Annotated in this window: 9 protein-coding genes; 2 read left to right on the top strand and 7 right to left on the bottom strand. The window is 71.3% G+C overall.

Going from position 1 to position 13,922, the window contains the following annotated elements; all coding sequences use genetic code 11:
- Positions 1-26: 26 nt before the first annotated feature.
- The 3 genes from CG723_RS14635 to CG723_RS14625 form a co-directional block, all read right to left on the bottom strand.
- The gene (locus tag CG723_RS14635; protein WP_100593693.1) at positions 27-1,661 is read right to left on the bottom strand and encodes a thiamine pyrophosphate-binding protein; all 1,635 of its coding nucleotides are present in this window, start codon (positions 1,659-1,661) and stop codon (positions 27-29) included.
- Positions 1,658-2,443: a cyclase family protein gene (locus CG723_RS14630; protein ID WP_100593692.1), complete on the bottom strand. Its 786-nt coding sequence runs from the start codon at positions 2,441-2,443 to the stop codon at positions 1,658-1,660. The genes CG723_RS14635 and CG723_RS14630 overlap by 4 nt, the downstream gene beginning before the upstream one ends.
- Before the next feature lie 686 nt (positions 2,444-3,129).
- Complete coding sequence (locus CG723_RS14625; protein WP_100593691.1) at positions 3,130-3,819, bottom strand: FadR/GntR family transcriptional regulator; 690 nt, start codon at positions 3,817-3,819, stop codon at positions 3,130-3,132.
- 200 nt (positions 3,820-4,019) lie between these two features.
- Between CG723_RS14625 and CG723_RS14620 the strand changes: the two genes are divergently transcribed.
- Positions 4,020-5,186: an aminotransferase class V-fold PLP-dependent enzyme gene (locus tag CG723_RS14620; RefSeq protein ID WP_199841744.1), complete on the top strand. Its 1,167-nt coding sequence runs from the start codon at positions 4,020-4,022 to the stop codon at positions 5,184-5,186.
- Positions 5,187-5,238: 52 nt separating this feature from the next.
- Positions 5,239-6,738: an APC family permease gene (locus CG723_RS14615; RefSeq protein ID WP_100593690.1), complete on the top strand. Its 1,500-nt coding sequence runs from the start codon at positions 5,239-5,241 to the stop codon at positions 6,736-6,738.
- Positions 6,739-7,053: 315 nt separating this feature from the next.
- On the opposite strand, the gene CG723_RS14610 is transcribed toward CG723_RS14615, so the two are convergent.
- The 4 genes from CG723_RS14610 to CG723_RS14595 are packed head-to-tail and all read right to left on the bottom strand — an operon-like array spanning position 7,054 to position 13,905.
- Complete coding sequence (locus CG723_RS14610; RefSeq protein ID WP_100593689.1) at positions 7,054-8,079, bottom strand: LacI family DNA-binding transcriptional regulator; 1,026 nt, start codon at positions 8,077-8,079, stop codon at positions 7,054-7,056.
- Between the two features lie 20 nt (positions 8,080-8,099).
- Positions 8,100-9,011: an ROK family protein gene (locus tag CG723_RS14605; RefSeq protein ID WP_100593688.1), complete on the bottom strand. Its 912-nt coding sequence runs from the start codon at positions 9,009-9,011 to the stop codon at positions 8,100-8,102.
- On the bottom strand, positions 9,008-10,702 hold the full coding sequence (locus CG723_RS14600; RefSeq protein ID WP_100593687.1) for a class I mannose-6-phosphate isomerase: 1,695 nt from the start codon (positions 10,700-10,702) through the stop codon (positions 9,008-9,010). The genes CG723_RS14605 and CG723_RS14600 overlap by 4 nt, the downstream gene beginning before the upstream one ends.
- Positions 10,703-10,725: 23 nt before the next feature.
- Complete coding sequence (locus CG723_RS14595; RefSeq protein ID WP_100593686.1) at positions 10,726-13,905, bottom strand: glycoside hydrolase family 38 C-terminal domain-containing protein; 3,180 nt, start codon at positions 13,903-13,905, stop codon at positions 10,726-10,728.
- Positions 13,906-13,922: the final 17 nt, after the last annotated feature.

Genomic DNA, 13,922 nt, shown 5'->3' with positions numbered 1-13,922 from the left:
GGTCTTCGACGGCTTCTCGCCGTCTCTCAGTGGCCGCGGAAGGCCTCCTCCAGCCACCAGGACCCGTGCTCCGAGGTGACCTTGGCATCGATGAGCAGGGGTGTGGAGCGGGGCCCGGCGACCCAGTCCCGGACAGGTTCGAGGTCGGCGCGGGTGCGTACGGTGACCGCTTCGAAGCCGTATCCCCGGGCGATGGCGGCGATGTCGGTGGGCGGGAACTCGACCGTGTCCAGGGGGAATTGGCCGGGGGCGAAGTGATGGACCTCTGCCCCGTATGCGTCGTCGTTGTAGACGACGACCACCATCGGCAGACCCAGCCGGCGGACGGTGTCCAGTTCGACGGCGCTCATCAGCGCGCCGCCGTCGCCGAGGGCGGCGACGGGCAGCCGGTCGGGCCGGGCCAGCGCCGCACCGATCGCCGTCGAAAGGCCCAGCCCGATGGACTGGAAGGCCTGGGTGAAGCACAGGCTGTTGTGGTCGGGCACGGACAGGAACATGGAGGGGTAGCCCATGAAGTTCCCGGAGTCCACGCCGATCACGCGCTCGGCGGGCAGCAGGTCGTCCAGCGCAATGCTCAGCGTGCGCGGGTCGATGCGCTCATGGCTGCTCTCGTCCTCGTAGGACACGTCGCGCCAGCGCACGCGTGCGGCAATGGACTCTCCGATGGTGGGGGTGCGGTAGCCGGTTCGTCGCCCTCCGCTCGCTTCGAGGGCGCGCCGTGCGGTGCGTTCCACGTCCCCGATGATGCCGAGGTGGACAGTGCGGTGCCTGCCGAGAGCGGACGGGTCGTCGTCGACCTGAACGACGGTGGCCTCCGGGCCGATCAGCCGGCCCTGCCGCATCGTCCACATGTTCAGTGCGCAGCCCCAGCCCACGATCAGATCCGCGCCCTTTACGAGTTCCGCGGTCAGGGGCGAGGAGAATCCGCCGGACACGTCGAGCGACCACGGGTTGTCGTGGAACAGCCCGCGGGCGACGGCAGAGGTGGCCAGGAGCGCACCGTGCCGCTCGGCGAGCGCGGCCAGGGCGTCGCGGGCGTCGGGTGTCCGCGCTCCCCGGCCGGCGACGAAGACCGGGCGCTGCGCGCGTTCGAGGGTCTGCACCAGCTGGACGACAGCGCCCGACTCGGGCTCGACCGACGTTCGTTCAGGAGGCGGCGTGACCGATGCGCCCTCGGAAACGTCCAGGGCCTGGATCTCCAGCGGGAGATTGAGCACTACGGTACGGCGCTCGTGCAGGGCTCGCCGCACGGCGGCGCATGCCTGCTCGACCGCGTCCTCCGCCGAGGTCACACGCGCGCTGACGGCGCCCACCGACCGCGCCAGCGCGTCCTGGTCGACGTAGAAGTTCGAAGTGGTCTCGGCGGTCTCCGCCGCCAGGACGAGCAGCGGGGTACGACTCTTGGCCGCCTCGGCGATGCCGGTCAGCGCATTGGTCAGCCCGCACCCCTGGTGCACCGACAGCGCCGCCACCTTGCCGCTCATGCGGGCGTAGGCATCGGCCATGGTGGCCGCCCCGCCCTCATGGCGGGCCGCGACGTACCGGGAGCCGGCCGCGACCAAGGCGTTGGTCAGATGGAAGTTCCCCGAACCGACCACACCGAAGACGTGGTCGACGCCGGCCGCCGCCAGGGCCCGGCCGACCGCTTCTGCGACCTTCACGCGCGCTCCACCAGTGCGAGCACGCGGGCGGGCGCACCGGATCCGGTGACGATGGGCAGCGGTCCGGCCAGGACGACGGCGCCGGTCGGCGGCAGCGCGGCGAGGTTCTGCAGCTGGGTCAGGCCGTACTTGCCGCTGCCCATCAGGAAGGAATGGCACGGGAAGGCCGGATCGAAGCCCGGTGCCTGGCCGGCGTCGGTGCCCACCGTCTCGACCCCGAGACCGATCACGGGCGCCTCTTCGGCGACCCAGCGGGCGCACTCCGCCGAAAGCCCCGGGGTGTGCGGGCCGTTCTCATCAGCGTTGAGGAACTCCTGCTGAGCGTGCGAGCGATCGTCCCATCCTGTGCGCAGTAGCAGCCAGCCCCCGTCGGGCAGCGGCCCGTGCTGTGCTTCCCACGCCTTGACGTGCTCGACCTCGACCAGGAAGTCCGGGTTCGCGGCCGCCTCGACGGAGAAGTCCAACATGGCTGCCGGGGCAATCAGCTGCTGTGCCGGCACGGATGCCACGTCGGCGAGGCCCTTGCCGGTGATCCAGTGGTTGGGTGCGTCGAAGTGCGTGCCGGTGTGCTCGCCGCTGCGGAAGTTGTTCCAGTACCAGGCGGGTCCCCGGTCGTCGTAGCGGCTGATCTCCTCGAGCTCGAAGACCGCGGTCTGGCCGAACTGGGCGGGCAGTTGGAGCACCGGTGTGGACGACGACAACGGCGCCGTGAGGTCGACGACTTCGATGGAGCCACTGCGCAACGCGGACGTCAGCGCGGCGAGGACGGAGGGGTGGGACATGCAGGCCTCCTGCAGATGAGGGCTGATCCGCCGAGGATCATAGTGCTCGCGCGGGCGTTACAGAGGGCGGCACCAGTAGGTGACCCGACCCGCTTCGGTGCCGCGAAGTTGTCCGGCGGCAGTGGCAGAGGTGCACACATGATGGCGGGGCGTGGGCCATCCCGGGGGCCGGGGCAATCGGAGAGGCGGGCGTTCGACCGGGCAGCCCTGGGCCGGCAGCGCGACGGCGCCTGGATGACGACGGGGGCGCCCGCGTCGCCTGGATCAGACAGCGCGACCCGGCCGGCGTCGACCGTGCGGGACTGCCGCCGACCTTCCTCGTCGATGACGTCGATGCCCTACGGGAACAGGTCGCCCGCACCGTCTGCGGTGGCGCTTGGCCACCGCCCGGAAGGTCAACGCACACGCGGACTCTGTCGCCCGGCCCGCTGAGCGGTCTCGCATTCGGCCGCCTCCCGGACGGCGGGTACGCGGGTCCGCACGAGCGGTTCCGTCTCAGCTGCCCCGTACGCCGATGTCGGCCTGGTCCCGGGCCGAGCACTACTCCTCATCGACCGCAGCCCGACCCGAGTGCCCGCCCGTCTTGAAAGCTGAGCCGGGTGGACGGCCTCTGCCCCACGAACCGACCCGCGCAAGGCATCCGAGAGTTGATGCGTACGACGCTTCGTTCGGTTGCCGGCGACGCGTCACCGCGGCTCCGGTGACGGTCGCAGGTGTCGCAGCCACGCCTCGGTCTGTGAGAGATGGGCGGAGGCCGCGGCAGCCGCGGCCGTGGGGTCGCCGGCCGCAAGAGCGGTGATGAGCGCCTCGTGGCCGAGGTCGCTGGCCAGTCGCACGGTCGCCGCTTCCCGGGTGCCGTAGACGCTGTAGTGGGCACCGCGGGCACGCAGCAGGCCGGCGAGCGCGGCGAGCGTCTCGTTGCCCGCCGCCGCGCAGACCGTGGCGTGGAACTCGTGGTCCAGCAGCTGGAGTTGCTCCTGGTCCTGCGTGCGGGACAGGCGCTCCTGAAGTTCGCGCAGGTGCGTCACGACCGTCTCGTCCGCGCGCGCCGCGGCGAGTGCGGCGGCGTGTGACTCGATGGCGCGGCGCACGTCGAAGAGTTCGAGGAGACCGTCCAGCGGAAGGACGTCGACCGTCGCACTGAAACCGGCCAGCATCTGCGCCGGGCGCAGCGCCGAGACGAACGTGCCCGCGCCGTGCCGGGACTCCAGCATGCCGAGGGCCGCAAGCGACCGGACCGCCTCGCGCAGTGAACCGCGAGAGACGCCGAGGCGGGCACACAGGTCGGGTTCGGGCGGGAGCCTGCTGCCCGGCCCCAGCTCGCCGCTCGCGATCATCGCACGCAAGCCCGCAGCCGCGGTCTCGGTGGCCGCCATCCTCGTACCCCCTCCGGTTGCCGCGGGACGCCCCCGCCGCCGTGTCCGCAACGATGCCACGTACGGCTATCCCTCGAGTCATCTAATGACTGCGCTTGTGGCTGGACGTGAAGATCTCTCCATCCCCCTGTTCAGCGGGTAGGTTACCGCCTACGGTCCTCCGGGAGAGCGACAGTCATCGGATGACTCGGAAAGCTGATATGCCTTCGCACCACCTGGACCCCTGGGCACTCGACCCGGACATACGCCACCTCAACCACGGTTCGTTCGGTGCGGTGCCGCGCACCGTCATCGAGGAACTGCACGCCCTGCGCGCCGAGATGGAGGCGAACCCGGACCGCTGGTTCCGCGGCCTCCCCGAGCGGGTGGCGCAGGCCCGCACCGACATCGCCGGCTATCTGCACACCCCTGCGCAGACCCTCGCCCTCGTCCCGAACGCGAGCGCCGGCGTCAGCACCGTCCTCGCCTCGCTCGAGCTCCCGCGCGGCAGCGAGGTGGTGATCACCGACCACGCGTACGGCGCCGTTGCCATGGGCGTGGCCCGCGCCGCCGCACGTGCGGGGGCGCGCGTGCGGACCCTGCATGTGCCGCTCGACGCGACGCCCGAGCAGATCACCGCCCGGTTCGCCGACGCCCTCGCCGACGCGCAGGCCCCGACCTCGCTCGTCGTCGTCGACCAGATCACCTCGGCGACGGCCCGTCTCCTCCCCGTCGCCGACATCACCCGCCACGCCCACGCGGCCGGCGCGCTCGTCCTCGTCGACGGCGCCCACGCACCGGGCATGCTCGCCGACCCGCTCGCGCAGACGGGCGACGCCGACTTCTGGGTCGGCAACCTGCACAAGTGGCCCTGCACACCACGGGGTACGGCCGCCCTGGTGGCGCGCGGAGATCTGGCGCAGGAGCTGTACCCGCTGACCGACTCGTGGGGCTCGCCCAACCCGTTCCCGCTGCGCTTCGACCAGCAGGGCACAGTGGACCTCACTCCCTGGCTCGCGGCGCCGCGTTCCCTGGAGTTCGTGGAGAAGCAGTTCGGCTGGGAGGCCGCGCGGGGGCGCATCACCGAACTGGCGGGCGAGGCACAGCGGATGCTCGCCGACGCACTCAGCACGGACACCGCCGCGGTCGGCGGCAGCGAGGCCCCGGCGATGCGCCTGGTGCCGCTGCCCGACGGCACGGCCACCGACCAGGCGGCCGCGCACGCCCTGCAACGCCACCTCTCCGTCACCATCGGCTGCGAGACCGCCGTGACCACTTGGCACGGGCGCGGCTACCTGAGGCTGTCCGCGCATCTCTACAACGATCGAGCCGACTACGCGCACTTGGCCGACCACCTTCCCGCAGCCCTGACCGAGGCGGCCGCGTAGCGGGCACGGCTCGACGGCCTGCCATCCACCGCTCCCAGAAAGGGCAGTCAGCGTGCGCACCAAATCCATCGAGGCGACCCTGCGGGACGCCGAACGCCCCACGACCCGGCTCGCCCGCTCGCTGGGGCCGCTCCAGCTCACGATGATGGGCATCGGCGTCACCATCGGTGGCGGCATCTTCGTTCTCACCGGCACGGCCGCCGCGAATTACGCGGGACCCGCCATCGCGATCTCTTTCGCGCTGGGTGCCCTCGCCTCCGGCCTGGTGGCCCTGTGCTACATGGAGTTCGCGTCGACGGTGCCGGTCGCGGGCAGCGCGTACACCTTCGCGTACGTCTCGCTCGGTGAACTGGCGGCGTGGCTCATCGGCTGGGACCTGATCCTCGACATGACGATGGGCGCGGGGGCCGTGGCCAGCGGCTGGTCGCAGTACGTGGTCGACTTCCTCGCCACGTTCGGACTGCACCTGCCCTCCGCCGTCGCGGGCCCTGACGCCGTGGTGAACGTGCCCGCTGTGCTGGTCATCCTCGTCCTGACGGCCGTCCTGGCCGCGGGCGTCCGTACGACGGCACGCATCAACACGATCATGACGCTGGTCAAGCTCGCGGCCATCGTCCTCTTCCTCTGCGTCGGCGTCTTCCACATCGACCCTGCCAACTGGACCCCGTTCATCCCGGACTCGCGTCCGCCGGGCGGCGACGGCGACGTGTGGCAGCAGCCGCTTCTCGGCTGGGCGGGCATCAGCACGAACGCCACCTTCGGCCTCGCGGGCATCCTCACCGGCGGCGCCATCGTCTTCGGCGCGTTCTCCGGCTTCGACATCATGGCCAGCAACGCCGAGGAGGCCAAACGCCCCCAACGCACCCTGCCCATCGCCCTGATGGCGACCGTCGTCGTCTGCGCCGTTCTCTACGTCGGCGTGTCACTCGTCATCACCGGAATGCGTCCGTACACACAGCTGGACACAGCTGCGCCCGTGACCGGCGCGCTGGCCGCGGTCGGCTCGGACTGGGCCGTCCGGATCGTCGGCCTCGGCGCGATCTGCGGGCTCACCACCGTCGTCATGATCATGCTGCTCGGGCAGAGTCGCGTCTTCCTCGCCATGAGCCGCGACCGCCTGTTGCCCGAGTGGTTCTCCCACGTCCACCCGATCACGCGCAGCCCACGTCGGATCACCTGGACCCTGGGCCTGGCGGTGGCGTTCATGACGGCGGTCCTGCCGATCCAGGACCTCGCCGAGCTCGGCAACATCGGCATGCTGGCATCATTTGTCGTCGTCTGCGTCGGAGTGATGTACCTGCGCCGCACCCGCCCCGACCTGCCTCGCGGCTTCCGTACGCCGTGGGTGCCGTTCGTGCCCGTCGTGGCGCTGCTCCTGTGCCTGCTCCTGGTGGGCAGCCTGCCTCTGATCACCTGGGTCCGCTTCCTCATCTGGATGGCGGTCGGTCTGGTGATCTACGCACTGTGGGGGCGACGCAACAGCCGCGTCGCCACGGGCGAGCTGGCCGCCGAGGAGCTCGACGCGGACCCGGTACCGTCCGGTCGCCCGTGAGAGGTCGGCCCGGGGACCTGCCCCGCCGGTAGGTCCCCGGCCGTAGGACCTGGGCCACCCCCGTTTGCGGACGCGGCGGCGAGTCGACGGGCCCGGTGGGTCGTCTGGTACTCCAGTCGTAGATCGCTCTTGGCTGGTGGCGGCTACGTTCTCCGCGGTTTGCGTGGCCTGCCCCAGCTGCCGTGCCGCCGGTGTCGTTCCTTGGCCAGCGTCGCGGCCTCGATCAGCGTTCCGGTGACCACTCACATCGACAGTCCTGTCCACCACACGGCCGCCCTCTCCGGCTGGCCCGTCGTTCTTCCGCGTCACGCATGGTCACGACTTCCCCGGTGTGCCGTGGTGGACGAGAGTGGTGGGCACGACGACACGACGGGCGGTGTCACGGGAACGCGCCTCACCGAGCCGGGCCACGAGCAACCGGCCTGCCTCCCTGCCGAGTTCGTCGCTGTCGTAAGCCACGATGATCAGCGGCAGTCCGAGCGCGTCGGCCAGTTCGAAGTCGTCGAAGCCCGCGAGTGCGGTGGTGGTACCGGCGGCGCGGATCGCGCGGAAGGCTCCGATGGTGTTGCGGTTGTTGGAGCAGAACAGTGCCGTCGGCGGCTCAGGCAGTGCCAGCAGTTCGGCCGCGGCACGCGAAGCCTCAGCGGTCTGCTGCTGCCCGAGCCGTACGTAGCCCGGTTCGCGTTTGATGCCCGCGTCGACGAGTGCGTCGGTGAAGCCGCGCAATCGCTCGGCGCCCGTATAGACAGCCGGCGGGGGACCGAGAAAACCGATCCTGTGGTGTCCCGCGTCGAGCAGCTGTCGGGTCGCTGTGCGCGAGCCGCCGTAGTCGTCGACCAGGACGCAGTCGGCGGTGAAACCATTCGGCGGTCGGCTGGCCACCACGACTGGTACGCCGTTGTCCGCCGCGGCGGCCAGGTGGCGCTGGTCGTCATCGGCGGGGACGACGATGATGCCGTCGACCCGCCGGGCGACCAGGTCCGCCACGAGGCCGCGCTCGCTGTCGAGGTCGTGTCCTGTGTTGCCGATGACGGTCTTCAGGCCGTGCTCGGCGACGACGGCGTCGACGCCGAGAGCGAGCCGGGAGTAGAAGGGGTTGGCGAGGTTGGTGACCACGAGCCCGACGAGCCCCGTGCCGCTGCCCAGGCGCAGGCTGCGGGCCATCTCGTTGCGGTGGTAGCCGAGTTCGGCGACGGCGGCTCGCACCCGTTCAGCGGTGTCGGGCAGCACCTTGGGGTCGTCGCGCAGGACACGCGAGACCGTCATGGCGCTCACGTGCGCCCGCTGCGCGACGTCGCGCAGTGTCGGTTGCGGGTCCTTCGCCCCGCGGGTGTCGGGCATGGTCGCGGTCTCCCCCGTCGTCAGTCGCGTACGGCAACGGCGCGGGCCGCGCCGATCAGCGCGGCGTCCCCGGCGAGGCCGGCGGGTTGCACCGAACGAGTATGCCGCCTGGGGCGTTCCGGACCGTCATCCGGGTCTGTGGCGTCCGGCGTCCAGCCTCCGTCCGCGAGTCCCGCGTGCAGCGCGGGGGCGACCAGGTCCCAGGAGCCGGCCATCGAACCGCCGACGATCAGAGTGGTCGCCCCGAAGGCGGTGAGCCGTGGTCCGAGGACGGCGCCGAGTGTCATGAAGGCGTCGTCCAGGACGCGTCGGGCCCGCCGCTGCCCCGCCCTGGCCAGGTCGGCGATGTCGCGCACGTCGGCGGACGGGTCGCCGAACCGGGCGAGGATGGCCCGGCGGGACACGGACTCCTCCAGTGGTGCGCCGTCAGCCTCCGTCAGGTCCATGCGCCCCTCGGGCGGCACCCCCGGCCCGCGCGCGACGATCCCGCCGTCGACGAGGAAGGCCGAGCCGACACCGGTGCCGAGGGTGATACCGACGGCACGGGAGTGTCCGCGCGCGGCACCTGCGGACCACTCGCCCATCATGAAGGCGTGGGCGTCGTTGAGGAAGACGACGTCATCCGGCCGTTGTCGCAGCTCGCGCAGTAGTGCCGTGCGGACGTCAACTCCGTACAGGGCCTCGAACTTGCCGACGCCGGCGAAGAGCGCGATGCCTTGCGCGTAGTCGAAGGGACCCGGCACCGCCATGCCCCATCGCGTGCCCGTGGGCACGTCGAGGTGGTCGGCGCAGCGCCGTATGGCGCCGAGGATGTCCTCGGCGCCGGCGTGCGGGTCGAGCGGCCGGTGCGTGCGCCGCCCGACCCGGCCGTCGGGCAGGTCGACGACGGCCGCCGTGACATGGGTGCCGCCGATTTCGAGGACCGGGATCAACGGACGAGGGCCTTCACGACCCGGACCGGTCCCCCGTTCGCCGCGCGCACGGAGTACCGGCCCACGGCAGCCGGAACGGTGAGCGTCTCCGCGTACGCCAGCTCGTGCCGGTCGCCCGCCGCGGTGTGCACGCTCACGCCCTCGCCCTCGACCACGTTCAGGATGTGGAACCGTCCCGCGGTGTCGTCATCGGCTTCGGCCCCGGCGTCGAGCACATACCTCCTGACCTCGTAGAACATCTCCTCCAGTGCGCCGATGACCTCTTCTCGCCAGCCCGCTCCGGTGCGCAGGGTGCGCGGCTGCTGGACCAGGTCGCGGGCGACCGCGTCGCCGCGCCGTCCGGTCTCCAGGTTGGCGAAGCCGTGCTCGTAGGGCAGCGGGCGCGGGTTGCCGTCGGCGTCGGGTCGCAGCCAGTCGTAGAACCGCAGGCTGTACAGGTAGGGCGTGGCGCTGATCTCCAGGACGAGGTTGCCGGCCCCGCTGGCGTGCGGCGTGCCGGCGGGGATCATGAACAGTTGGCCCTGTTCGGCGGGGAACGTCAGGACGTGGTCCTCCACCTCGAGGGGTGTGCCGTCCGTGGCGGCTTGCCGCACCTGTCCGCGGAAGGCCTCGACGTCGGCGTCCTCGCGCAAGCCGAGGAACACCTTGGTGTCGGGGCTGCCGAGCGTCATGTAGTACGTCTCGTGCTGGGTGTACGGCCAGCCGAACCGTTCGCGCATGTACGGCTCTTTGGGGTGGCAGTGCAGCGAGAGGTTGCCGCCGCCGACGGTGTCGAGGTAGTCGAACCGCAGGGGGAACGATGTGCCGAAGCGGGTGTGGACCTCCTGGCCGAGGACGCGGTCCGGCTCCAGGGCGCACATGAGCTGGAACGGCACCTCGGCCTGGGCCAGCGGCCCGGTGCCGACGAGAATCCCCGCCTCGGGCGCGATCAGCTCGTAGCCGAGGGCTGTGTTGCGCGCGTCGGGGTTGATGCCGAGCGTGCGCTGGGCCCAATGCCCACCCCATGGAGTGGAGTTGAAGTAGGGTCGGGTTCGCACCGGCCTGCTCGCGAGAGCGGCGTACGTGGCCCGGAGACCGGGACCGTCGAGCGACACCGGGTGTTCGGGGTTCTGCACGTCGAGCCAGCCGTCGAGCCGGTGGGCCAGCGCGTCACGCTGCCGGTCGAGCATCGGCCAGTCGCTGTAGAACAGCCGCTGGAGGTCGGGCTTCTCGCCCGGAAGGCCGAGGTTCACTCCACCGGCGCCCGCGACCGCGGCCGCCTCCGCGTACCGCTTGGGCACGTCGGCGTACCAGAGCAGGTCGTGGTCGACGAGTGCGGCGCCGGGCCCGTGGACGATGAGCAGTCCCTCGTCCGGCGGGGTCGGTGTGGGGAGTGTGTCGAAGAGATCGTCGAGAGGGTTGTCGGCGAGTTTGCGGAAGTAGGGGTCTTCCTCGTCCTCCGGCCGCTCGGTGCGCTTACGGATCTCGGCGGGTGGTGCGTAGTGGGCGCGTACGTCGAGCAGAGCAACCGGAATGCCGCGGGCGGCGAGTTCACTGCGTAGCTGTTCGCCGAGCGCGTCCCAGTCGACGGACGGCGATCCCTCCACGGCCAAGACCGCCGGGCCTGTGGGGAGTTGAGCGGCCACCGCCTGCCAGCCGGTGCTCAGAACGGCCTGCGGAGCGGGGGCGTATCGCGGGTCGAGCCGGTACACAAAGTCTCCTTCGGGCATGGGTGTCAGCGGCGGAAGAGCACCGCGGTCGTACCGAGGGCGGGCAGGTCGACGGTGACCTCGCCGTCCCGGACGGTCAGTTCGTCTGCGGCCCGGCCGTGGTAGTCGGCGCTTCGGGCCCCGGAGACCGGGAAGAGTGCGCGCACCGGGCACGCGACGGGTTCCTCGGCGAAGGACTGCAGGCGCAGCAGCACGGCTCCGTCCGCGTCGGGGGTGGTGGCTCCGACGAGACGTACACGCGGGTCGCCCACCGTCACGAAACCCAGCCGGTCCGCCGCCTCGTCGGACACCGGTCCGCGGGCCCGTACGGCGTGCAGCGGACGCGAGAGGCCGGCCGCGGTGCGCGGGCCGAGCCCGGCGGCATCGGCACTGCGCGTGCTGGAGAGGCTGTAGCGGAAGGTGAACTCGAAGGCCTGCTCACTGGGGAAGTTGGTGTCCCAGAGGTTGTTGTGGATCCAGGAGTAGACGGTCGCCGGCTCGTCGTGGCCCATGGTCTTCGGGAACGGCGCGTACGGCAGGGCGATGTTGCCGAACTGCACGAGGGGCGCGTCCTGCGTGGCCCAGGCGACGGCGAGCTCGCCCTCCTGCAGAGTGATCCAGCGGCGCACGGCCCGCATGTGCAGCGCCGAGCCGGGGATGACCGGCAGTCCGGTGCCGGTCGCGCCGCCGGAGGCCTCCATGCGCACCGTGGGCGTCTCGAAGGCGAAGGGAAAGGCGAAGTAGGCGCTCTCCTTGCCGAGAGTGGAGTCCTTGTCGACCTGGTTCTCGATGTCGAGGCGGCCGACACCGTGCGGCAGGGTGAGGGTGGTGCGCACCCGGTTGGCGCCCGGCGGGCGCGTCTCGTAGGTGAGTGTCTCGGCGGTGGCCGTGGAGTGGCGGGCGATGAGCGCGGCGGGCGGGGCGACGGAACGGCTGCCCAGGTGTTCGAGGCGGTCGGAGGCGGTGGTGCGGCTGGAGTTGTGGTTGAAGCCGCCCGCGGTGGTGTAGCTGTCGTGGATGTAGGCGTTGAAGCCGGTGATGGCGTCCGCGCGGACCAGTTCGCGCCCGCTCGCCTTGTCCACGACGGAGGCGATACACGCACCGGCCAGGTCGACCCGAACAGCGAGGTGTTCGTTCTCCAGGAGCAGCGGATCGGGGTGCGCGTGGGCCGCGGCGGCGCTGCGAGCCGGGTCCTCACGCTCGGAACCACCGGTCGGGTTCCAGCCGGTGGCGGCCTTGACCGAACTGTCCTCCCCCGCGCTCGCACCCTGGTCGTCGACGGTGCGCACGTCCAGGCGGACGGAACCGGCGGGCGGCACGTCGTCGACGCGGACCAGCAGGAAGCGGCCGGCGTCTCGGTGGGTGTCGTTGATCTGCGGGCGCTCCTCGTGCCGCAGGCGCTCGCCGGTACGGGCGTCGTGCACGGCCACGGACCGTTCCAGCGGGACACTGGATTCCGGGAGGAAGATCTGCGCGACGTCGGTGCGCGGCCAGGAGCAGGTGTTGACCACGTGGTACGAGGCCGGGGCGTCGGCGGGACGGGAAAGGCGCTGGCCCAGACGGGCGCCCGCCCGGTTCAGGAGCGACTGTCCGTCGTCGTGGGCGCGCAAGGCCTGCCCGTACTTCCAGTGCCACTGCTGCTCTCCGGAGTGGCCGTGGTCGTGGCCGTGCGTCCAGGGGTCTCCGGCGCCCCAGGTGTGCTCGTCGAACAGCGACACGGCCTCGTACACGCCGGCCGCGTCGCGGGTGTCATCTGCTGCACCTGAGGCGTCGAGGACGCCCGCGAAGGTGCCGAGGGTCTGCGCGTCGGCGACGACGGCCTGTGCGGTACGGGCCAGGGACAACGGATGGGCTCCGGAGCCCACGCCGTCCACCCACCAGTCGGTCCAGTCGCCTTCGAAGCTGCGGATCCGGTCGCCGAGCCGGGACTCGGCATCGGTGAAGAAGTCCTCGTTGCGCGAGAGCCGCAGCTGCGGGTAGGCCCAGGTCTCGTTCCAGCGGCGCACCGTGTCGGCGATGATCCGTCGCGGCGGGGCGTTGTCACCGAACTTGCCCTGCACGCGCAGGTGCAGCACGTCCCACGGGTAGGGCTCGCGCTTGATCTCCTCCTGGTCCATGGTCCAGCCGAAGACCCCGCCGCGGTAAGGGTAGGGGTTCGTGGCGAGTGAGGTCAGGTAGGCCGGGAGCAGGTCGTCGACGCTGGAGTAGTCGGTGTCGAAGCCGAGCAGCGGGCCCTCCATGTAGGCCAGGCCGTGCGGCGTGTCGGTGACCCAGACGAGCAGGCTGTTCCCGCTGGGCGCACGCCAGCGGAAGAGGCGGGGCAGCTTCTCCCCGCCCACCAGGTGCGGTACCGACCGTCCGGCCCAATTGTGCGCCACGGACAGGTACTTGATGCCTGCCGAGCTGAGCGCGTCGACGAGACCCACGACGGAACCGGGCACATCGGTCTGCATGGCAGAGGTGAAGGGGATGCCGTACTGCTCGCGCACGTCATGGGCCAGGCGCAGCAGTTCGTGCAGCTCGTCGGTGGAGCAGGTCTCGGTGTGGAGGTTGAACGGCATCGCCGTGAGTTCGATCCGGCCTTCGCGCACCCGCTGAACGAACTCCTCCACCTGTTCCGCCGGGCGTGCGTCCGCCCACTGCTTGAAGGACCACAGGGACTCGACGCACCAGCGGAACTGCGACTCGGGCGCCCAGTCGTCGGTGGCCTGGGTGAGCTCCAGGCACGAGTCGAGGAACGAGAGGTGTTCGGCGAGCACCCGCCCCTGCGGGTCGGTGTAGCCGATGTCCAGGTGCGAGTGGTGCACCAGGTGGATGGTCCACTGGCGCTGCGGGGTGAGCGTCACGTCGATCCCGTCGCCGCCCGCCCCTTCCGGCAGGGTCAGCGTGACCCGCTGCGCCGTGTCGACGGCGGGCAGCAGCAGCCGGACGGAGCCGCTCGGCCCGGGGATGCGCTCGGCGGGCAGCAGCGCCCCGGAGGTGGTGCGCACGGCGAGGTCGGCCGGTATCGAGGAGCCGTTCACCGCCTCCACCCGGAGGGACTGCAGCAGGCCGCCCCCCTCAGCCCGGCGCATCAGCGGCTCGGTGGTCAGCCGCAGCGCGCTCTCGCCCAGGCTGCCTTCCGCGCTGACGACGGAGCCGCGCAGGCTCTCGCGAATCCGGTCGTTGTCCCAGTCGGTGGTACGGACGAGGGCCCGTGTGGTCATGCGGACATCTCCAAATC

This window comes from Streptomyces sp. CB01635 (genome assembly GCF_002803065.1).
GTDB lineage: Bacteria > Actinomycetota > Actinomycetes > Streptomycetales > Streptomycetaceae > Streptomyces.
The sequence above is the reverse complement of the archived record's forward strand: the minus strand, read 5'-3'. Positions and strand labels throughout refer to the sequence as shown.

Bases quoted from the DNA above. Each gene is read 5' to 3' on its own strand.
- CG723_RS14595 (WP_100593686.1), bottom strand. From the start codon at position 13,905: ATGACCACACGGGCCCTCGTCCGTACCACCGACTGGGACAACGACCGG.
- CG723_RS14610 (WP_100593689.1), bottom strand. From the start codon at position 8,079: ATGCCCGACACCCGCGGGGCGAAGGACCCGCAACCGACACTGCGCGAC.
- CG723_RS14625 (WP_100593691.1), bottom strand. From the start codon at position 3,819: ATGGCGGCCACCGAGACCGCGGCTGCGGGCTTGCGTGCGATGATCGCG.
- CG723_RS14630 (WP_100593692.1), bottom strand. From the start codon at position 2,443: ATGTCCCACCCCTCCGTCCTCGCCGCGCTGACGTCCGCGTTGCGCAGT.
- CG723_RS14620 (WP_199841744.1), top strand. From the start codon at position 4,020: ATGCCTTCGCACCACCTGGACCCCTGGGCACTCGACCCGGACATACGC.